Consider the following 20187-nt stretch of genomic DNA (forward strand, 5'->3'; position numbering starts at 1 on the left):
ATTATATTTGTTTTTCTCTATTATTATTCCAGCTATGGTTCGTCATTATTCCATTAATTTAAATCCCCCCCTTGAAGATCATTCTCCCCGAAGAATATTATTTCATCGCATTTGGGATGGCGTTGTCTTTATGATAAACGCAATATTGATTTAATTAATGGAGTTATCATGAAAAATAATGGAATTACGGTGGCGATTGCACTCGCATCGGCGTTAATGGCAGGACAATCATTTGCTGCGGATGGTACGGTTCATTTCCGCGGAGAGGTTATTGATTCAACGTGTGAAGTGACGCCTGATACCGCCGATCAGACGGTGAATATCGGCCGCGTTGCCAAAACGACGTTCTCCGGCATTGACTCAACGGCGTCAGTAAAAGATTTCCATATTAAACTGGAGAAATGCCCTGCAACCTATACTCAGGCAGCAGTTCGTTTTGACGGAACAGAAGATAAAGACACCATCGGCAAAGGATATTTGTCTATTGGCACGCCTGTTAACGGTGAAGCGGATACTGACGGTATTTACACCGGCGAAGGTGAAGCCGTTACGGCTACCGGCGTTGCAATCAAGCTCTTCAACCTGAACGATGATACGGCGATCCCGCTGTATAACAATTCAAATTATGTTGCTATCACCGACGGCAAAGCGGACATGGGCTTTAAAGCGAAGTTTGTGCAGACGCTGGCTACGGTTACGCCGGGTACAGCGAACGCGGATTCCCAGTTCACCATTGAATACCTGAAATAATCTTCAGCTGTTCGCCTGGAGCCTGTTTTATCCTTTTTGCAGGCTCCTCCACAGGATGTGAGGATAACTGATGTATTTACGGCGTTTGTTGACTCTGTTCATCATGCTCTCTTTTTCATTTTTAACACCCTTGTCGACGGCTGGCGTCATTATTGGCGGAACCCGCGTTGTTTATAGTAGCGATAAATCCGATGCGACAATCAGCATAAAAAATAACGAAGCGACCACGCCTTATCTCATACAGACGTGGGTCGATCCTTTTAAAGGCGATACAGCGTCGAATAAACCTCCTTTTACCGTTATTCCGCCGGTTTCAAGGCTGGAGGCCGGGCAGGAGAAAGTATTGCGCATCATGAAAGTGAAGGGCGAACTGCCTCACGATCGGGAATCGCTGTTCTGGCTCAACATCAAAAATATTCCGCCGTCCAGTTCAAACCCCAATTCGCTCGAAATTGCGATTAAGACGCGGATAAAACTTTTTTGGCGTCCGGCGACCCTGAATATCACGCCTGAACGGGCTGCGGCGAAGGTTAAATGGCGTGTTCAAAACCGGCAGCTCGTGATTGAAAATCCGAGCCCGCTACATATTAACGTTATGAATGTCACCGTCGATAAAAAAGACGTTCCCTTAAACATCATTCCCCCTTTTGACACCGTGCGTTTGCCGCTTCCGGAAGGGATTAACGGCCACGCGCTGGTCTGGCGTTTCGTTAACGATTTTGGGGCAATCAGTCAGGAAATTCACGTCACGCTGTAAACATAGGGATGTTTGATATGGGGTGTTTCCGTTTTTTCATTGCGCTGGCCTCGGGGGTATCTCTCGGCTTTTCAGGCGTGACGCTGGCAAAAGATATCTTTAACCCTGCGCTTCTTGAAATTGACCATCCGGTGGATGTTGATATCCACCAGTTTAACCGCGCCAATACGTTACCTGCGGGCTCTTATAAGGTTGATATTCATGTTAACGATGAGTTTATCGATAGCCGGGAGGTCACCTTTATTGAAGATAAGGCTGGTGATAGGCTGCATCCCTGTTTTAAGCACGTCAGGACGGTGCTTGCGGAGCTCGGGGCTAAGGTGGCGGCGATCGGTTCGCTGGATCGCCTGGACGAAAACGCCTGTGTGGACCCTATCCCGCTGATCCCTGGCGCCACATGGACGTTCGATACCGATAAGCTGCTGCTCAACGTCACGCTGCCGCAGATTTACATTGATACCACCGCCCGCGGCTCCATCAATCCTGCCCGCTGGGATGAAGGTATTAATGCGTTGATGATGAACTATGACTTTTCCGGCTCCAGCACGTTGCAGTCTGATGATGACGACAATAGCGATTTCTACTATCTGAACCTGCGAAACGGGGCGAACATTGGCGCGTGGCGTTTACGCAATTACAGCACGCTAAACATCATTGACGGTCATTCGGATTACCATTCCATCAGCACCTATGTGCAGCGAAACCTCGCGACGTTACGCAGCCAGATCATGCTGGGTGATACCTGGACCGCGAGCGATGTCTTCGACAGTACCCAGGTGCGCGGCGTGCGCCTGTATACCGATGATGAAATGCTTCCTTCCAGTCTGACGGGCTTTGCGCCGGTCGTTCGGGGCGTAGCGAAAAGCAATGCGACGGTGATTATTCGGCAGAACGGCTACATCATTTACCAATCTGCCGTTCCGCAGGGACCGTTTGCGCTAAAGGATCTAAACACCACCAGCTCCGGCGGCGACCTGGACGTGACCATCAAAGAAGAAGACGGCAGTGAGCAACACTTCACGCAGCCCTACGCCTCGCTGGCCATCCTCAAGCGTGAAGATCAGACCGACGTCGATATCAGCGCGGGTGAACTGCGCGATCAAAGCGAATTCCAGCCCAACGTTTTTCAGGCGCAGATTCTGCACGGCTTTCCTGCCGGGATAACGGTTTACGGTGGCGTGCAGGCCGCGGAAGCGTATCGCTCGGCAGCGGTGGGGGTCGGCAAAGATATGGGGGCAGTTGGCGCGTTTTCCGTCGATATCACCCAGGCACGCGCGCAGTTTACGGACGAGGACTCAGAGGAGTCCGGCCAGTCCTGGCGTTTTCTCTATTCGAAACGGTTTGATGAGACGGATACCACGCTGAGGCTGGTGGGGTATCGCTACTCAACACAGGGCTACTACACCCTCAATGAATGGGCGTCACGCCAGAACAGTCAGCGCGATTTCTGGGTAACGGGCAACCGACGCAGCCGGCTTGAAGGGACCTGGACGCAGAATTTCGGCGATGGCATGGGGAACATTTATCTCACGCTGAGCCGCCAGCAGTACTGGAAAACCGACGAAGTTGAACGCCTGGTTCAGCTTGGCTACAGCAATGTCTGGCGGTCGCTTTCCTGGAACCTCTCCTGGAACTACAGCGATTCCATCACCACGGCGCAGAGCGCGGAGTATACAGATAGCGACGATCGAGAAAGCGAACAGGTTTTTATGCTGTCGTTCTCCGTGCCGCTGTCAGCATTGCTGCCGGACAGCTATGTGAGCTACGGCCTCACGCAGAATAACAGCGGAAAAGGAATGCACCAGCTTGGTCTGAACGGTACGGCGCTTGATAACCGTAATCTCTCCTGGAACCTCCAGCAGTCCTGGGATGCGGATGACAGTGTGTACAGCAGCAGCGCGGGGGTGGGATATGACGGAACCTATGGTTCGGTTAACGGCAGCTATGACTACAACCAGGACAGCCAGCGGCTCAACTACGGCGCGCGCGGCGGGATCCTGCTGCATGGCGATGGAGTGACGTTCTCGCAGGAGATGGGCGAAACCGTGGCGCTGATTAAAGCACCCGGTGCAGCCGGTCTGGCAATGGAAAACGGCACCGGTACGGCAACCGACTGGCGAGGCTACACCGTTCAAACGCAGCTTAACGCTTACGATGAAAACCGTGTGGAAATTGAGAGCGGCTATTTTGAAAAAGCGAACGTCGAGCTGGAGAACAGCGTGCTTAACGTCATCCCCACGCGAGGTGCGGTAGTGCGGGCGGAATTTATCACCCACGTTGGCTATCGCGTGCTCTTTGAGGTCACACAGGCCAACGGCAAACCGGTTCCCTTTGGCGCAGTGGCGTCTGCCGAACTGGCGACGGGCAGCGTGTCGGGCATTACCGGCGAGAATGGCGAACTCTATCTTTCGGGCATGCCGGAAGAGGGAACGTTCACGCTGAAGTGGGGGAGTGAAAAGACAAAACCTTGCAAGGTCCATTATCAGTTCCCCAAACCAACGGGTGTTGAACTGGTTCAAACAGCGGTCGTGTGCCAATAGGGAAATGAGATGAAACGACGTATCACTTTTATAGCAGTTGCCATGCTGCTTTTTACCCCTTTTTCCCACGCTGCGACGACAGAAGGCGGGGTGTGTTTCGCCATCGGCGGCACCTATATTTTCAATCTGAATCTTAACGGGGCAGAAATACCGGCAGATAAAAACCAGGCGGGAACCGAGGTGCGCGATCTAACGACCCTGCAATCGCCTTCCCAGTATAAACTGGGATGTAACTGCCTGAGCCATTTCACCACAACGTATCGTAGCGTCTACTTCACCGCACGTTCGCCCTTAAGCGTTAATACCGTTAAAAACGGATATACCTACTACAGGTTGAACGATCACCTCATTATTGCGTCCTCCATTCACGTGCTGGGACGTGACTATCTCCCCGTTCCCTTTGAGGCCGAGCCCAACCGGGTGACATCTGGTATTTACTGCTATGCCTCCGGTGAAGAAGGCTCAGAGGCAACGCTTGATACCGGCTCTCAGGTAAAATTATCGTTTTTAATCGACAAGCCCTTTATTGGAAAAGTTACCGTTTCGGGTACGACGATTGCCACGCTCTACGGCGGTATTGATGAAGCGTCCTCTGTGGCAAGCACCGAGAAGCTCGCCGAAATAAAAATTGCCGGAGACATCGTGGTACCGCAAAACTGCGAGATTGCGCCGGGTCAGTCGCTGGAAATTGATTTTGGAAAAATTCCCGCCAGCGCGTTTTCCGCCACCAAAGGCGAGGCGGTCGGTAGCCGCAAAATCCGCAAGATGATTCAGGTGAAATGTACCGGCATGCTGGATGAGAACATCGTCCGATCCGCTTTCCATGCCGATCCCGTTGACGCTGACGCCACGATGATGAAAGTGAACGGCAATGATGACGTAGGGATCGTTATTTATGATAAATGGGACCGCGTCGTCAACGTCAATGGGGGGAGCATGGAGATGGATATGGGAGCCAACCAGGGGGGCGCCGAAGTTAACTCGCTCACCTTCTCTGCTGCCCCGGCCAGCGCGACGGGGAGTATTCCGAAGCCCAGCGCCTTTGAAGCCTGGGCAACCGTGACCTTCGAAATTCAAAATTAATAACAACGGCTGTTTATGACAGCCGTTGTCATATTCACATCTTTGAACCAGGCTTAACGCATCTCAGTGTGACATTATCATGACAGAGATATGATTTTATTTGTATTAAAATCATTACCTTAACTCAAACACGTTGATTGTCATAAAACTGTCATATTTCGTACATTTATCTGTCACCTGTTTGTCCTATTTTTCTCATCGTAGCCACTTAAACAATGATTTACGAAATCCTTGCAGGAGACATTATGAAAGTTATGCGTACCACTGTCGCAACTGTTGTCGCCGCGACCTTATCTCTGAGCGCTTTCTCTGCTTTTGCAGCAGCAAGCCTGACTGGCGCTGGTGCAACCTTCCCTGCGCCGGTGTATGCCAAATGGGCGGATACCTACCAGAAAGAAACCGGTAACAAGGTTAACTATCAGGGTATCGGCTCCTCCGGTGGCGTAAAACAAATTACCGCGAATACCGTTGATTTCGGCGCATCCGACGCACCGCTGTCTGATGAAAAACTGAATCAGGAAGGCCTGTTCCAGTTCCCGACCGTGATCGGCGGCGTTGTGCTGGCCGTTAACATCCCTGGCCTGAAATCAGGCGAGCTGGTGCTGGACGGCAAAACCCTGGGCGACATCTACCTGGGCAAAATCAAAAAATGGGATGACGAAGCCATCACTAAGCTGAACCCTGGCGTTAAGCTGCCTTCGCAGAACATCGCTGTGGTTCGCCGTGCTGACGGCTCTGGTACCTCCTTCGTGTTCACCAGCTACCTGGCAAAAGTGAACGAAGAGTGGAAATCGAAAGTCGGCTCCGGCTCTACCGTTAACTGGCCAACCGGTCTGGGCGGTAAAGGTAACGACGGCATCGCTGCCTTCGTACAGCGTCTGCCTGGCTCTATCGGTTACGTAGAATACGCTTACGCGAAGCAGAACAACCTGGCTTACACCAAACTGGTTTCTGCTGACGGCAAACCGGTTAGCCCAACTGAAGAGAACTTCGCTAACGCAGCGAAAGGCGCTGACTGGAGCAAATCCTTCGCACAGGATCTGACTAACCAGAAAGGCGACAACGCGTGGCCAATCACTTCTACAACGTTCATTCTGATTCACAAAGATCAGAAGAAACCAGAGCAAGGTACTGAAGTGCTGAAGTTCTTTGACTGGGCGTACAAAAACGGCGGCAAACAGGCTAACGACCTGGATTACGCCAGCCTGCCAGACAGCGTGGTTGAGCAGATTCGTGCTGCATGGAAAACCAACGTGAAAGACAGCAGCGGTAAAGCATTGTATTAATTTAGCATTCTGACGAAAATGGCGGGTGGCGCTTGCGCTTACCCGCCGATTTCGTAAACGCGTTTAACAGAAGAGTGATTTATGGCTGCAACCAAGCCTGCATTTAACCCTCCGGGTAAAAAAGGTGACATGATTTTCGGCGCGCTGGTCAAACTGGCTGCGCTGATTGTGCTATTGCTGCTGGGCGGCATTATCGTGTCTCTGATTTTCTCCTCCTGGCCGAGCATTCAGAAATTCGGTTTCTCCTTCCTGTGGACCAAAGAGTGGGACGCGCCGAACGATATCTACGGTGCGCTGGTGCCGATTTACGGTACGCTGGTGACCTCGTTCATCGCCCTGCTGATTGCGGTTCCGGTAAGCTTCGGTATTGCGCTGTTCCTGACGGAACTGGCGCCGGGCTGGCTGCGTCGCCCGCTGGGTATTGCCATCGAACTGCTGGCGGCCATCCCAAGTATCGTATACGGCATGTGGGGCCTGTTTATCTTTGCGCCGCTGTTTGCCACGTACTTCCAGGAGCCGGTAGGTAATGTTCTCTCCGCCGTTCCGTTTGTGGGAGCCCTGTTCTCTGGCCCGGCATTCGGTATCGGTATTCTGGCGGCAGGTGTGATCCTCGCCATCATGATTATTCCGTACATTGCGGCGGTAATGCGCGATGTCTTCGAACAAACCCCGGTGATGATGAAAGAGTCGGCCTACGGCATCGGCTGTACCACCTGGGAAGTTATCTGGCGCATTGTCCTACCGTTCACCAAAAATGGGGTGATCGGCGGCGTAATGCTGGGCTTAGGTCGCGCGCTGGGTGAAACTATGGCGGTCACCTTTATCATCGGTAACACCTACCAGCTCGACAGCGTTTCACTCTATATGCCGGGTAACAGTATTACCTCCGCGCTGGCAAACGAATTTGCCGAAGCGGAATCCGGGCTTCACGTCGCAGCGCTGATGGAACTGGGTCTGATTCTGTTCGTTATCACCTTCATTGTTCTGGCGATTTCCAAGCTGATGATCCTGCGTCTCGCGAAAAATGAGGGGGCACGCTGATGGCAACTCTCGAAATGCAAAGCACCGCTCAGCTTGCCGAATCCCGCCGCAAAATGCAGGCGAAGCGTCGTTTTAAAAACCGCATTGCGCTGACGCTTTCCATGGCAACGATGGCATTCGGCCTGTTCTGGCTGATCTGGATCCTGATGTCCACCATCACCCGTGGTATTGATGGAATGTCACTGGCGCTGTTCACCGAGATGACGCCGCCGCCAAATACGGCGGGTGGTGGTCTGGCGAACGCCCTGGCGGGCAGCGGCCTGCTGATCCTGTGGGCGACCGTTTTCGGTACGCCGCTGGGCATCATGGCCGGCATCTACCTGGCCGAGTACGGGCGTAAATCCTGGCTGGCAGAAGTGATTCGCTTCATTAACGACATCCTGCTTTCCGCTCCGTCGATTGTCGTGGGCCTGTTTGTTTACACCATCGTAGTCGCGCAAATGGAACACTTCTCCGGCTGGGCGGGCGTAATTGCGCTGGCGCTGCTGCAGGTGCCTATCGTCATTCGTACCACCGAAAACATGCTGAAACTGGTGCCGGATAGCCTGCGTGAAGCCGCTTACGCGCTGGGTACGCCGAAATGGAAAATGATTTCTGCGATCACCCTCAAAGCGTCGGTCTCCGGGATCATGACCGGTATCCTGCTGGCTATCGCCCGTATTGCCGGTGAAACGGCACCGCTGCTGTTTACTGCCCTCTCCAACCAGTTCTGGAGCACGGACATGATGCAGCCGATCGCCAACCTGCCGGTGACGATCTTTAAATTTGCGATGAGCCCATTCGCGGAATGGCAGCAGCTGGCCTGGGCCGGGGTGCTGATCATCACCCTTTGCGTACTGTTGCTGAACATTCTGGCGCGCGTCATTTTCGCGAAGAAGAAACACGGTTAATTTTTTACGGCGCGGCAGCTCGCGGCGTCGAATGAGGAAATGAGTCAATGAGTATGGTTGATACTGCCCCGGGTAAGATTCAGGTTCGTGATTTGAACTTCTACTACGGCAAATTCCATGCCCTGAAGAACATCAACCTGGATATCGCGAAGAACCAGGTCACGGCATTCATCGGTCCGTCTGGCTGTGGCAAGTCCACGCTGCTGCGTACCTTTAACAAAATGTATTCGCTCTATCCGGAGCAGCGCGCTGAAGGTGAAATTATCCTGGATGGCGAAAACATTCTGACCCAGGCCCAGGATATCGCCCTGCTGCGTGCCAAAGTGGGCATGGTGTTCCAGAAACCGACGCCGTTCCCGATGTCCATCTATGACAACATCGCGTTTGGCGTTCGCCTGTTTGAGAAGCTCTCCCGTGCGGACATGGACGAGCGCGTGCAGTGGGCATTGACCAAGGCCGCATTATGGAACGAAACCAAAGATAAACTTCATCAGAGCGGGTACTCTCTCTCCGGTGGTCAACAGCAGCGTCTGTGCATTGCGCGCGGTATCGCCATTCGCCCGGAAGTGTTGCTGCTGGATGAACCATGTTCAGCGCTGGACCCGATCTCAACCGGCCGTATTGAAGAGCTGATCACCGAGCTGAAGCAGGATTACACCGTGGTTATCGTGACCCACAACATGCAGCAGGCTGCGCGTTGCTCAGATCACACGGCGTTTATGTACCTGGGCGAGTTGATTGAGTTCAGCGATACGGACGCGCTGTTCACCCGGCCCGCGAAGAAACAAACCGAAGATTATATTACTGGCCGCTACGGTTGATTTGCCTTAGTGCATGTGGAGAAACCATGGACAACCTCAATCTTAATAAACACATTTCAGGCCAGTTCAACGCAGAGCTGGAAAGTATTCGCACGCAGGTGATGACCATGGGTGGCATGGTTGAGCAGCAGCTTTCTGATGCGATTACGGCAATGCATAACCAGGACAGCGAGCTGGCGAAGCGCGTCATCGAAGGCGACCATAACGTCAACATGATGGAAGTGGCGATCGACGAAGCCTGCGTGCGTATTATCGCCAAGCGTCAGCCGACCGCGAGCGACCTGCGTCTGGTAATGGCGATCATTAAAACCATCGCCGAGCTGGAACGTATTGGTGACGTGGCGGATAAAATCTGCCGCACCGCGCTGGAGAAGTTTTCCCAGCAGCATCAGCCGCTGCTGGTGAGCCTGGAGTCGCTGGGCCGCCACACCGTGCAGATGCTGCACGACGTGCTGGATGCCTTTGCGCGCATGGATCTGGACGAAGCGGTCCGTATCTACCGTGAAGACAAGAAAGTTGACCAGGAGTATGAAGGCATTGTGCGTCAGCTGATGACCTACATGATGGAAGATTCCCGTACGATCCCAAGCGTGCTGACGGCCCTGTTCTGCGCGCGCTCTATCGAGCGTATCGGCGACCGCTGCCAGAACATTTGCGAATATATTTTCTACTTCGTGAAGGGTCAGGACTTCCGTCACGTGGGCGGCGACGAGCTGGACAAGCTGCTGGCGGGTAAAGATCCGAAAGAGTGATGTTTGTGGCGGGTGGCGCTGGCGCTTACCCGCCCTACGTTAGCTTAACGCGTAATATCCCACCCGCGCGCCTTCCACAACTCTGGCAATTGCGCCAGATCGGTAAAGGTCGTCACTTTTGGATGATCGATCGGCTTGTTGTGCGGATCGGCACAGAAGTAAAACACCTCCATCCCCGCATCAATCCCCGACTGGGCGCCCGCAGGCGAGTCATCCACCAGAATGCAGTTCTCCACGTTGACGTTCATCGCTTTCGCCGCGTGGAACATCAGCGCCGGATCGGGCTTCCAGCGCTGGATATCGTAGCCGCTGAACAGTTTTTCCGGAAAGTGGTGCAGCATTTCAAGCTTGCCCAGTGAATGCTGCATTTTGCTGACTGGACCGTTGGAAACTACGCAGATTGGCACCGTCATCGCATCCAGCAGCGCGTTAGCCCCGGCAATAACTTCCAGTTCTGAGTCGAAGAGGCGTGCGACCTCGGCGCGGTACACTGGTTCCAGCTCCGCTTTCGCCAGATCCACCCCGTGCTCTTCGTTAATGATGTCGATGATCTCGTACAGCTTCACGCCCTTAAAGCGTTTGAACACCTCTTCGAGATCGAGCGTAATGCCAAATTCCTGGAACATGGCGACATACGCGCGGGAACAAATGACCTCACTGTCGACCAGCGTACCGTCACAGTCGAAAAATACCGCTTCAATTCCGGACATGCCCTTCCCTTTTAACAAGTTTAACGTTTACGTACGACAGATTTACGAGACGCAATCGTTGCCGTATAAGCATAATCAATGAAAAAAGTATCCCGTAACCGCCACTATTGTCGCATTTTGGTATAGGATAGCGACGAATTTTCCCTCCTTGTTCGGAAATTGATGATGAGTCAACAACACACAACCCAGACATCTGGTCAGGGTCTGCTTGAGCGCGTATTCAAACTGCGCGAGCACGGCACAACGGCACGCACCGAAGTGATCGCCGGTTTCACCACCTTCCTGACGATGGTCTATATCGTTTTTGTGAACCCGCAAATTCTGGGCGTCGCTGGCATGGACACCAGCGCCGTCTTTGTTACCACCTGTCTGATCGCGGCCCTTGGCAGCATCCTGATGGGCGTTTTCGCTAACCTGCCTGTGGCGCTGGCACCCGCTATGGGCCTGAATGCGTTCTTCGCGTTCGTGGTGGTTCAGGCGATGGGCCTGCCGTGGCAGGTTGGTATGGGCGCTATCTTCTGGGGTGCGGTCGGCCTGCTGCTGCTGACCATCTTCCGCGTCCGCTACTGGATGATTGCCAATATCCCGGTGAGCCTGCGCGTGGGTATCACCAGCGGTATCGGTCTGTTCATCGGCATGATGGGGCTGAAAAACGCCGGTGTGATCGTGGCGAACCCGGAAACGCTGGTGAGCATCGGTAACCTGACCTCGCACAGCGTGCTGCTGGGCGTGCTGGGCTTCTTCATCATCGCGATCCTGGCGTCGCGCAACATCCACGCTGCGGTGCTGGTCTCTATCATCGTGACCACGCTGCTGGGCTGGATGCTGGGTGACGTGCATTACAGCGGTATTGTCTCTGCGCCGCCGAGCGTCTCAACCGTGATTGGTCACGTTGACCTGGCGGGTTCCCTGAACCTGGGCCTGGCGGGCGTGATCTTCTCCTTCATGCTGGTCAACCTGTTTGACTCCTCCGGTACGCTGATTGGCGTGACGGACAAAGCGGGTCTGGCTGACGAGAAAGGCAAATTCCCGCGCATGAAGCAGGCGCTGTATGTGGACAGCATCTCTTCCGTGGCGGGTTCTTTCATTGGCACCTCATCTGTTACCGCTTACATTGAATCCTCTTCCGGCGTGTCCGTGGGTGGCCGTACCGGCCTGACGGCGGTGGTGGTGGGTATCCTGTTCCTGCTGGTGATCTTCCTCTCTCCGCTGGCGGGTATGGTTCCACCGTATGCGGCTGCCGGCGCACTGATTTACGTGGGCGTGCTGATGACGTCGAGCCTGGCGCGCGTGAAGTGGGAAGATTTAACCGAAGCGGTGCCAGCCTTTATTACCGCCGTGATGATGCCGTTCAGCTTCTCGATCACCGAAGGTATCGCGCTGGGCTTTATCTCTTACTGCGTAATGAAGATCGGTACCGGCCGCTTCCGCGAACTCAGCCCGTGCGTGATTATCGTTGCGCTGCTGTTTGTGTTGAAGATTGTGTTTATTGACGCGCACTAAGGTGCGGTTTGTGGTGTCAGGTGGCGCTTCGCTTACCTGACCTACAGACGAGTGTAGGCCCGGTAAGCGCTGGCGCCACCGGGCTTTTTTATCAGGCTTTAACCCGCTTAATATAATCCCCGAACGCGGTCAGCTGGCCAGAGAGATGGTCACGCGTGCTCTGATCCACCACTTCACCCGTCTGCGGGTCGACCTTGTTTTGAATCACACCGCCCATAAATTCCGGCTTGTTCATCACCATCGCATCCAGGAACACCAGAATCTGACGCAGGTGATACTGGCAGCGTGCGCCACCAATCGCGCCCATTGAGCTGGTCTGGATCAGCACCGGTTTGCCAGACAGCGGCTGCTCCGGTAAACGGGATAACCAGTCAATGGCGTTCTTCAGGCCACCCGGAACCGAGTAGTTATACTCCGGCGTGACAATGACCACACCGTCGGCCTGGCGGATCTGCTCGGCTATCGCCTCCACGCTCTGCGGGAACCCCTCTTCCTGCTGGACATCTGCATCATACAGCGGGATATCGCCAATAGATGGCAGGGCGCTAATTTCCATACCTGCCGGGGCCAACTGCGGCAGCGTGCGGGCAACCATTCCGTTAAATGAACCTTTGCGCAGGCTTCCCAGTAACGTAACTACTTTCAACGTATCAGACATGATTACTCCTGTTTCATCATGATGACCCTGATTGGATCAGCTATGGGTAAATGCTTTTTCTGCCGGTAAACTGGTTAAACGCATCAGGCGTGCGGCGGGCTCGTTGGCGCGCTCGGGCACATCCGGAAGGCTACTCCATCCCTCTTTACTGTCAAATTCCCAAATCTTTAGCCGTTCGATGGCTGGGCTAACTGCAACAGACCATATCAACACATCTTCTGCATCGCTGAGCGCCTCTACAAGCGTGGCTTTAGCGGCACGCAGGCGTCCGGAGCCGGGCAACAATTGCAACAGACTGGCGTCGTCTGAAGCGCATCCGCAGAGCTTGCGAATACTCTGGCGCAGGGTGATGAGCTGGGCTCTGGCCTCGACGGAGTCGTTCTGGTTGCGTACCCACAGCTTCTCATTACTGGAGAGCGGGTAGTCATCGTGCGGGCTTGCGCCGTGGAAGCTCCGCGTCGCACGCTGAAGCTCCATATCCAGCCCGCAATCCCCTTCGGTGGTCAGCGCCACGCCAATGATATTGCCCGTATAGGCAATGGAAAAACGGGGGAGTTCCGGGTCAGCAAAGACCGGGCGGCCTTCTGGTTGCGTGATGATCTCCGGGAGTTCGCTGGCGCCGTACAGCATAAACAGCAGTTCTGCGAGAAGTGCTCTCGAGGCTAAAAACCGCGTCCTGCGGTGTTCGGGGAGTTTGAGCGCCTCACTGTGACAGGCTGAAGAGAGTCTGGCCGATACGAGACGTCCTTCTGTAAGTATCCCTCTTGCAAAGTGCGTTGCCATTTTTCGCTCCTTGATAATGGTCGTAATCGGTTAAACGGTTACATGATTATCGCTTAACTTGACTCCTGTTTTAATCAGTAAATCGGAGTAAGAGAAGCCTGAAGGCCGAACTTTACATTTTCTTAGGCAAAAATTGGATCGCTGCCACCGTACAACGCCTTGATGGTCTCCCGCAGCCAGAGGATTTTCGGATTATGGCTGTTCCGTTTATGCCAGATCAGCGTGAAGGGAACGGTCAGCTTTTCAGCCTGCGCTTCGTCAATGGGAATAGGAAGCGCGATCAGCTTCCGCTGGTGGAGTTCATTGTAGTGGCGGCAGTAGTGGGGAGCCGTGGCGATATAGTTATGGCCGGGCTGCGCCGCCATAAACATCGACTGCTCAAAGCCCGGCAAACACATGGCAATGTTTCTCTCCCGCCCCATCTCTTTTAGCACCTCATCCAGCGCCCACGTGTCGCTCCGTTCCCAGAAGATACTGATATGGGGATAGCGCAGGAAGGTCTCCAGATTCCACTCCTCCTGCAGAGCGGGGTGGTCCTCACGCAAGTAGACGTATGGACGGTCGCTAAACAGGATTTCGTAGTCGATAAACCACGGCATCAGCTTCAGCAGTTCACGCGAGCGCGGGTGGGTTTCGCGACCGGTGAAGCCAACGTCCACTTCCCCGCGCGTAATGGCGTCCAGCGAGTCGTAATCCCAGTGACGCATCTTCACCGTCGCCTGCGGATAACGCTGGTTCACCTGCTCAAGCAGGGCGTTAAAGCGGATGAGCATCAGCGGCGTTTCGGCGGCCAGCACAAACGTCAGCCCGCCAGGCGAATCATGGTGAGATTTATCGAGGATCTGGTTGCCGATCTGCATCCAGTCGGCCAAATCCTGCTCCAGGCTGACCGTCAGCGGCGTAGGCAGCAGCCCTAACGGCGTTTTGACAAACAGCGGGTCGTCAAACCAGTCGCGCAGCCTGGCCAGCGATTTACTCACTGCCGACGGCGTCACGTTCATCCGCTTCGCGGCTTTGGTGACGCTGCGCTCCTGCAGCAAAAGCTGCAGGCAAAGCAACAGGTTAAGATCGAGACTGCTGATGGGCTTCTTCATACTGTGCCGCGGGCTGGATGACCATAAGTAAGGTGATGCAGACTATGCTACAGCCAATCAGAATCCCGATCAGCATATTGAGCGCGTTAAGTCCGATGACTGCCGCCAGCCATATCCACAGAGACGAACCGCAGACCTGCGCAATCCCCAGCACCGAGCTTGCCACGCCTGCCCGCAGCGAGAACGGGCCGAGCGCCTGACTCATCGCCACGCCAAAGCCAACCGAGAACCCGGCACAGATGAGCGTAATGCCCACCAGCATCAGCGCATGAGAGCTGGTGGTTGCCAGAACCACACCTGCGGCGAGAAACAGTACCTGCGAGGTCAGCATCAGCGTGCGCTGGCGGAAGATATTCAGCGCGAAGGGGGTAGAAAATGAGACGGCCATACTGACCATGGCGGTTAATGCCATCACCGTTGAATACTCACCGCGATCGAAACCCATGGTCTCCATCAGCAACACCGGGGAAACGTTTACATACGTCAGGATCACCGCCACGCTTAACGTGGTTACGGCCAGACGGCTGAGGAAAAAGCGATTGAGAAGTTTCTCTGCCGGATGAATGGTCGCGGTATGGCTGGGATTCTGCGAGCCCGGATGGGTCTCTTTCAGTACGGCGATCGACAGCACAAAGACCAGGGCGCCCATGGCAGCCATGGTCCAGAACAGGCTCTGCCACGGGAATTTCAGCATGATCAGATAGCCTACAACCGGTGCCAGGACCGGAATGATGCAGGTTATCCCGTTCAGCATGGAGAGCACTTTAGCGCGTCGCTGGGCGCTTAAGGTGTCGCGCAAAATGGCAAACGCCACCACGTAACAGCCGCCGGCTCCAATGCCCTGGATGAACCGTCCAGCCAGGAACAAGGTGCTGTTCTGTGCCTGTGAGCAGAGAAGAGAGGCCAGGGCAAAGATGATGGCTCCGGTTATTGCGACGGGCTGACGGCCAGCCTTATCCGCGATCTTCCCGGCAAAGACCATCGACGACGCCATTCCTGCGAGGTAGGCCGAAAACGCGATATGCAGCTGCGCTTCGCTGGCACCCAGATCGCGGGCGATGTGCGGTAATCCCACCAGATACATATCAATACCCGACGGATAAAGCAGAACTAATGCGAAACTACAAAACAGAAAACGCGCCATAAACCCCCCATAGATGCAGGCATGCAGGATAGGGGGTGAAATGGGATTAGGCGAGTTGCCATTTGGACAATGGTGATTTCCCAGGAGGAAATCACCATGGACTAGCGGGAATTACTTACCAATACAGAAGCTTGAGAAGATCCGTCCCAGCAGATCGTCCGACGTAAACTCCCCGGTGATCTCGCTCAGATTCTGCTGCGCCAGACGCAGCTCTTCCGCCAGCAGTTCACCCGCCCACGCACCAATCAGCTGCGCTTTGCCCTGGTCAAGATGGCGTGCCGCCTCTTCCAGCGCCTGCAGGTGACGACGACGCGCCAGGAAGCCGCCTTCCATGCTGGTGTCAAAGCCCATGCTCTGCTTGAGATGGTTACGCAGGTCGTCCACGCCTTCACCGGTCCGCGCCGACAGGCGAATAAGTGAGTGACCATTCACATCGCTGATGCCCAGCGTTTCGCCGGTAACGTCCGCTTTGTTACGCACCACGGTGATAGGCAGCTTGGCCGGCAGACGGGCGATAAAGTCCGGCCAGATCTCCGCCGGATCGACGGCGTCGGTCGTTGTGCCGTCCACCATAAACAGCACGCGGTCGGCCTGCTCGATTTCCTGCCAGGCGCGTTCGATGCCGATACGCTCGACTTCATCGCTCGCATCGCGCAGGCCCGCGGTGTCGATAATGTGCAGCGGCATCCCGTCGATGTGGATATGCTCGCGCAGCACGTCGCGGGTGGTGCCGGCTATGTCGGTCACGATCGCCGCTTCACGGCCCGCCAGGGCGTTCAGCAGGCTCGATTTCCCGGCGTTAGGGCGACCAGCAATGACGACCTTCATCCCTTCACGCAGCAGGCTGCCCTGACGCGCTTCGGCGCGGACGGCATCCAGATCGCTCATCACCTGGTTCAGCTGTGCTTCGATTTTACCGTCAGAGAGGAAGTCGATTTCCTCGTCCGGGAAGTCGATAGCCGCTTCGACATAGATTCGCAGGTGAGTAAGTGCTTCCACAAGGTGATTCACACGCGCGGAGAATGCCCCCTGCAGCGAGTTAAGGGCGGAGCGGGCCGCCTGTTCAGAGCTGGCGTCGATCAGGTCTGCAATCGCCTCGGCCTGTGCCAGGTCGAGCTTGTCGTTCAGGAAGGCACGCTCGGAGAATTCGCCCGGCTTCGCAATGCGCAGGCCTGGCAGGGTCAGAATACGTTTTAACAGCAAGTCGAGGATAACCGGGCCGCCGTGGCCCTGCAGCTCCAGCACGTCTTCGCCGGTAAAGGAGTTCGGGCCGGGGAACCACAGCGCAATGCCCTGGTCCAGCGGCGTGCCGTCGGCATCTTTAAACGGCAGGTAATCAGCGTAGCGTGGCTTTGGCAGTTTACCCAGCACCGCTTCTGCCACCTCGCGCGCCTTCAGGCCGGAGATGCGCAGAATGCCTACACCACCGCGTCCCGGTGGGGTTGCCTGGGCGACGATAGTGTCGTTATGGCTCATGGTTGCTCTCGTTCAATACAAATAAAAAAGGCGGTCAATCGACCGCCCTTATTTTAGCGTTATCTTACCGAATCAGGACTTTTTCTTTTCGCGGCTATGCAGGCCACGTTTTTCCAGACCACGGTAAATCAGCTGCTGCTGGATGATGGTCACCAGGTTGCTGACGATATAGTACAGCACCAGACCTGACGGGAACCACAGGAAGAACACGGTGAAGATGACCGGCATAAAGGTCATGATCTTCTGCTGCATCGGGTCGGTCACGGTGGTTGGCGACATCTTCTGGATGAAGAACATCGTCACGCCCATCAGGATCGGCAGGATGTAGTACGGGTCCTGTGCGGACAGGTCATGGATCCACAGGGCGAACGGCGCGTGGCGCAGCTCAACGGAACCCATCAGCATGTAGTACAACGCAAGGAAGATTGGCATCTGAATCAGCAGCGGGAAGCAACCACCCAGGGGGTTCACTTTCTCTGCCTTATACAGGGCCATCATTTCCTGGCTCTGACGCTGTTTATCATCACCCAGACGCTCACGCATCGCCTGAATCTTCGGCTGCAGCATGCGCATCTTCGCCATGGAGGTGTACTGCGCTTTGGTCAGCGGGTACATGATGCCACGAACGATGAAGGTGATAACGATGATGGAGAAGCCCCAGTTACCCAGGAAGCTGTGGATGAACTTCAGCAGCTTAAACAGCGGCTGAGAGATGAACCACAACCAGCCGTAATCAACGGTCAGATCCAGGTGCGGCGCGACGGCAGCCATTTTGTCCTGGATTTCCGGGCCGACCCACAGGGTGCTTGCCAGCTTACCGGTTTGACCCGGCTGAACCAGAACAGGCTGTGATTTGTAGCCGATGGCTGCAATACCGTTGCCCAGGTTCGCGGTGTAGAAGTTATTCGTACCGTCGTTATTCGGGATCCACGCGGTCGCGAAATACTGCTGCAGCATTGCGACCCAACCGCCTTTGGAGCTGACGTTCAGGTTTTCGTTATCGGCAATGGTGTCGAATTTGTATTTCTCGTACTTCGCATCAGGCGTGGAGTACGCCGCGCCACGGAAGGTATGCAGCGCAAAGTTGCTGCTTCCGGTGTCACGGTGTGACGGCAGATTGATGGACTGCTTCAGCTGACCGAAGGTAGACAGTTCCAGCGGTTTCGCACCGGCGTTCTGTACGCTGTAGCCCACGTTCACCGCATACTCACCGCGTTTCAGGGTGAAGGTTTTGGTGAAGGTGTTGCCTGCCGCGTCGGTGTAGGTCATCGGGATAACGAGTTCGTTCTGGCCATCAGCCAGTACAAAGGTGTCGTTCTCGACGTTATACAGTGGACGCGCACCGTTAGCAGGGTTGTCCGGGCCATCACGACCGGTCAGGCCGCTCTGCGCCTGATACAGGAACTCCGGTGTGGTTTCCAGTAACTGGAACGGTTCGTTAGACTTCAGCTCTTTCGGGTAGGTCAACAGCAGCGCCTGCTCAACATCACCACCACGGGTGTTGATAGTCAGCTCAAGCACATCGGTCTTAACCGTAATCTGTTTCCCCTGGCCACTGGCCGGTACGCCCTGGTCGGCGGCGCTACCCGCTGCGGTGGTCGTGGTCTGCGTGGTCTGCTGCTGGGGTTGAGGATTTTTATCCTGCTCCCATGCCTGCCAGATCATGAAAGACACGAACAACAAAGCGATGATAAGAAGATTGCGTTGCGAATCCATCGTTAGTGTTCTCTGGTATCAAAAGGTCCTGGGGGGACGGGGTCGTCTCCACCGGGGTGTAAAGGGTGGCATTTTAATACGCGTTTCACCGTCAACCAACTGCCTTTTATCACTCCAAACCTGCGCAATGCCTCAATTCCGTAGCTTGAGCATGTTGGTGTGAAACGGCAGTGCGGCCCGAGTAGCGGACTAATCAGGCGTTGATAGACCCGAATGAGGGCTATCAGGACCCGTGAGCCAGGCGACAGTGGCGGCGCCATAATTTTTCCAACGCTTCCGAGAGAGCACGGTTATCGAGGTCGGCAACCCCCTTTTTAGCCACCACCACGAAATCCATAGAAGGCAGTTCGTGCTGACGTAAACGGAAGCTTTCACGCGTCAGACGTTTAATCCGGTTGCGTTCATGCGCACGCTTAACGTTTTTCTTAGCGACTGTGAGACCGATGCGGGGATGCCCCAGCGAATTTTGGCGGCCGAGGATGGTGATTTGCGGCGTGCCAGCCCGTTGTGGCTGCTGGAAGACGAAAGTGAAATGAGTGGGAGTTAACAAACGTAACTCCCTGGGAAATGCTAGCTTAACCACTCAGGGGTTAGCTTTATTACTTGGAAACGGTCAGACGAGCGCGGCCTTTAGCACGACGACGTGCCAGAACCTGACGACCATTTTTAGTAGCCATACGAGCACGGAAGCCGTGAGAACGGTTGCGCTTCAGTACAGACGGTTGAAAAGTGCGTTTCATGGCGATTTCTACCTAAACTTGAAAAAATTCATGACTTTTGCGGATGCCCGACCGAGTTTCGAATGACGGACGCCGAAGCCGTGGGTGATTAAAGAGGCCGGATTGTAATAATTGTACACTCCGGAGTCAATTCTCTTTCCTTATTTCCCGCGTATTTCCGCACGATTTCGCGTGGAAAATGAGCAACGGACGACGCAGGAAGATGAGCATCACGCGCCGGGTCGAGGATTATACGGCCTCGCCAACAAAGCGCAAGGATCGTCCCGGATCTTCGTTAGATCATTTAAGCAATAAATTGTCGCTGCTCATTAAATTTTCCAATATGCGGGCTAAATCGCGGGGCACTCGCGCCAGGATCGTTTACACTTACCCGGTTTCAGATCTTCCTGTGGATAAATCGGGAAGAATCTGTGAGAAACAGAAGATCTCTGGCTCAGTTTACG

General features: G+C 54.7%; 20 protein-coding genes. 10 read left to right on the forward strand and 10 right to left on the reverse strand.

The genetic code is table 11. From position 1 onward, the window contains the following. Positions 1-168 precede the first annotated feature (168 nt). The 9 genes from IM273_RS07135 to phoU all read left to right on the forward strand — a co-directional run bounded on the left by IM273_RS07135 (position 169) and on the right by phoU (position 9920). The gene (locus IM273_RS07135; RefSeq protein ID WP_047366742.1) at positions 169-750 is read left to right on the forward strand and encodes a chaperone-usher fimbrial major subunit; all 582 of its coding nucleotides are present in this window, start codon (positions 169-171) and stop codon (positions 748-750) included. Between the two features lie 70 nt (positions 751-820). After that, on the forward strand, positions 821-1507 hold the full coding sequence (locus IM273_RS07140; protein WP_047366741.1) for a fimbrial chaperone: 687 nt from the start codon (positions 821-823) through the stop codon (positions 1505-1507). A 17-nt stretch (positions 1508-1524) separates the two neighbouring features. Then, positions 1525-4047 carry a fimbria/pilus outer membrane usher protein gene (locus IM273_RS07145; protein ID WP_193050938.1) on the forward strand — a complete coding sequence of 841 codons (2523 nt, stop codon included), beginning with the start codon at positions 1525-1527 and terminating at the stop codon, positions 4045-4047. Positions 4048-4056: 9 nt separating this feature from the next. Next, positions 4057-5130 carry a fimbrial protein StgD gene (stgD, locus tag IM273_RS07150; protein WP_193050936.1) on the forward strand — a complete coding sequence of 358 codons (1074 nt, stop codon included), beginning with the start codon at positions 4057-4059 and terminating at the stop codon, positions 5128-5130. 245 nt (positions 5131-5375) lie between these two features. Beyond that, a complete protein-coding gene (gene pstS, locus IM273_RS07155; protein WP_028014923.1) occupies positions 5376-6416 on the forward strand; it encodes a phosphate ABC transporter substrate-binding protein PstS in 1041 nt (346 codons plus the stop codon). An 81-nt stretch (positions 6417-6497) separates the two neighbouring features. Beyond that, on the forward strand, positions 6498-7457 hold the full coding sequence (gene pstC / locus IM273_RS07160; protein WP_193050934.1) for a phosphate ABC transporter permease PstC: 960 nt from the start codon (positions 6498-6500) through the stop codon (positions 7455-7457). Continuing rightward, positions 7457-8347 carry a phosphate ABC transporter permease PstA gene (pstA, locus tag IM273_RS07165; RefSeq protein WP_014881893.1) on the forward strand — a complete coding sequence of 297 codons (891 nt, stop codon included), beginning with the start codon at positions 7457-7459 and terminating at the stop codon, positions 8345-8347. Before pstC ends, pstA begins: the two co-directional genes overlap by 1 nt. 47 nt (positions 8348-8394) lie before the next feature. Further along, positions 8395-9168, forward strand: coding sequence for a phosphate ABC transporter ATP-binding protein PstB (gene pstB, locus IM273_RS07170; protein WP_010426574.1), 774 nt, complete (start codon positions 8395-8397; stop codon positions 9166-9168). A 26-nt stretch (positions 9169-9194) separates the two neighbouring features. Continuing rightward, positions 9195-9920: a phosphate signaling complex protein PhoU gene (phoU, locus tag IM273_RS07175; protein WP_003861153.1), complete on the forward strand. Its 726-nt coding sequence runs from the start codon at positions 9195-9197 to the stop codon at positions 9918-9920. A gap of 44 nt (positions 9921-9964) precedes the next feature. Here phoU and yieH read toward each other — a convergent pair whose 3' ends face one another. Next, positions 9965-10630 (reverse strand): 6-phosphogluconate phosphatase, encoded by a 666-nt coding sequence (yieH, locus tag IM273_RS07180; protein ID WP_045630884.1) that lies wholly within the window; start codon positions 10628-10630, stop codon positions 9965-9967. A gap of 165 nt (positions 10631-10795) precedes the next feature. Between yieH and adeP the strand changes: the two genes are divergently transcribed. Further along, complete coding sequence (gene adeP, locus IM273_RS07185) at positions 10796-12133, forward strand: adenine permease AdeP (RefSeq protein WP_028014926.1); 1338 nt, start codon at positions 10796-10798, stop codon at positions 12131-12133. Between the two features lie 91 nt (positions 12134-12224). Here the strand turns inward: adeP and IM273_RS07190 are convergent, their stop codons facing one another. From IM273_RS07190 to rpmH, 9 genes are all read right to left on the reverse strand, one after another. Then, on the reverse strand, positions 12225-12791 hold the full coding sequence (locus tag IM273_RS07190) for an NADPH-dependent FMN reductase (protein ID WP_003861147.1): 567 nt from the start codon (positions 12789-12791) through the stop codon (positions 12225-12227). Between the two features lie 36 nt (positions 12792-12827). Beyond that, positions 12828-13574, reverse strand: coding sequence for a 4'-phosphopantetheinyl transferase superfamily protein (locus IM273_RS07195; protein ID WP_193050932.1), 747 nt, complete (start codon positions 13572-13574; stop codon positions 12828-12830). Positions 13575-13696: 122 nt separating this feature from the next. Beyond that, positions 13697-14668, reverse strand: a complete 972-nt coding sequence (gene yidZ / locus IM273_RS07200) for an HTH-type transcriptional regulator YidZ (RefSeq protein WP_028014928.1) — start codon at positions 14666-14668, stop codon at positions 13697-13699. Next, a complete protein-coding gene (locus IM273_RS07205) occupies positions 14637-15812 on the reverse strand; it encodes an MFS transporter (RefSeq protein WP_045260851.1) in 1176 nt (391 codons plus the stop codon). Before IM273_RS07205 ends, yidZ begins: the two co-directional genes overlap by 32 nt. Positions 15813-15923: 111 nt before the next feature. Then, positions 15924-17288, reverse strand: coding sequence for a tRNA uridine-5-carboxymethylaminomethyl(34) synthesis GTPase MnmE (mnmE, locus tag IM273_RS07210; protein ID WP_049137086.1), 1365 nt, complete (start codon positions 17286-17288; stop codon positions 15924-15926). A 72-nt stretch (positions 17289-17360) separates the two neighbouring features. Further along, positions 17361-19004 carry a membrane protein insertase YidC gene (gene yidC, locus IM273_RS07215; protein ID WP_028014931.1) on the reverse strand — a complete coding sequence of 548 codons (1644 nt, stop codon included), beginning with the start codon at positions 19002-19004 and terminating at the stop codon, positions 17361-17363. Positions 19005-19006: 2 nt separating this feature from the next. Beyond that, positions 19007-19264, reverse strand: a complete 258-nt coding sequence (gene yidD, locus IM273_RS07220; protein ID WP_001307474.1) for a membrane protein insertion efficiency factor YidD — start codon at positions 19262-19264, stop codon at positions 19007-19009. Beyond that, positions 19228-19587 (reverse strand): ribonuclease P protein component, encoded by a 360-nt coding sequence (gene rnpA / locus IM273_RS07225; protein WP_014072458.1) that lies wholly within the window; start codon positions 19585-19587, stop codon positions 19228-19230. The genes yidD and rnpA overlap by 37 nt, the downstream gene beginning before the upstream one ends. A gap of 16 nt (positions 19588-19603) precedes the next feature. Beyond that, positions 19604-19744 carry a 50S ribosomal protein L34 gene (rpmH, locus tag IM273_RS07230; protein WP_000831330.1) on the reverse strand — a complete coding sequence of 47 codons (141 nt, stop codon included), beginning with the start codon at positions 19742-19744 and terminating at the stop codon, positions 19604-19606. Positions 19745-20187: the final 443 nt, after the last annotated feature.

The organism is Enterobacter cloacae complex sp. P13B (genome assembly GCF_014895915.1).
In the GTDB taxonomy this organism is placed as follows: Bacteria; Pseudomonadota; Gammaproteobacteria; order Enterobacterales; family Enterobacteriaceae; genus Enterobacter; species Enterobacter bugandensis.

Coding starts and splice junctions, on each gene's coding strand:
- rpmH (WP_000831330.1), bottom strand. CDS start 19,744: ATGAAACGCACTTTTCAACCGTCTGTACTGAAGCGCAACCGTTCTCAC.
- pstC (WP_193050934.1), top strand. CDS start 6,498: ATGGCTGCAACCAAGCCTGCATTTAACCCTCCGGGTAAAAAAGGTGAC.
- phoU (WP_003861153.1), top strand. CDS start 9,195: ATGGACAACCTCAATCTTAATAAACACATTTCAGGCCAGTTCAACGCA.
- adeP (WP_028014926.1), top strand. CDS start 10,796: ATGAGTCAACAACACACAACCCAGACATCTGGTCAGGGTCTGCTTGAG.
- IM273_RS07140 (WP_047366741.1), top strand. CDS start 821: ATGTATTTACGGCGTTTGTTGACTCTGTTCATCATGCTCTCTTTTTCA.
- yidC (WP_028014931.1), bottom strand. CDS start 19,004: ATGGATTCGCAACGCAATCTTCTTATCATCGCTTTGTTGTTCGTGTCT.
- IM273_RS07135 (WP_047366742.1), top strand. CDS start 169: ATGAAAAATAATGGAATTACGGTGGCGATTGCACTCGCATCGGCGTTA.
- yidD (WP_001307474.1), bottom strand. CDS start 19,264: ATGGCGCCGCCACTGTCGCCTGGCTCACGGGTCCTGATAGCCCTCATT.
- IM273_RS07190 (WP_003861147.1), bottom strand. CDS start 12,791: ATGTCTGATACGTTGAAAGTAGTTACGTTACTGGGAAGCCTGCGCAAA.
- IM273_RS07205 (WP_045260851.1), bottom strand. CDS start 15,812: ATGGCGCGTTTTCTGTTTTGTAGTTTCGCATTAGTTCTGCTTTATCCG.
- yieH (WP_045630884.1), bottom strand. CDS start 10,630: ATGTCCGGAATTGAAGCGGTATTTTTCGACTGTGACGGTACGCTGGTC.
- mnmE (WP_049137086.1), bottom strand. CDS start 17,288: ATGAGCCATAACGACACTATCGTCGCCCAGGCAACCCCACCGGGACGC.
- pstA (WP_014881893.1), top strand. CDS start 7,457: ATGGCAACTCTCGAAATGCAAAGCACCGCTCAGCTTGCCGAATCCCGC.
- stgD (WP_193050936.1), top strand. CDS start 4,057: ATGAAACGACGTATCACTTTTATAGCAGTTGCCATGCTGCTTTTTACC.
- IM273_RS07195 (WP_193050932.1), bottom strand. CDS start 13,574: ATGGCAACGCACTTTGCAAGAGGGATACTTACAGAAGGACGTCTCGTA.
- IM273_RS07145 (WP_193050938.1), top strand. CDS start 1,525: ATGGGGTGTTTCCGTTTTTTCATTGCGCTGGCCTCGGGGGTATCTCTC.
- pstB (WP_010426574.1), top strand. CDS start 8,395: ATGAGTATGGTTGATACTGCCCCGGGTAAGATTCAGGTTCGTGATTTG.
- yidZ (WP_028014928.1), bottom strand. CDS start 14,668: ATGAAGAAGCCCATCAGCAGTCTCGATCTTAACCTGTTGCTTTGCCTG.
- pstS (WP_028014923.1), top strand. CDS start 5,376: ATGAAAGTTATGCGTACCACTGTCGCAACTGTTGTCGCCGCGACCTTA.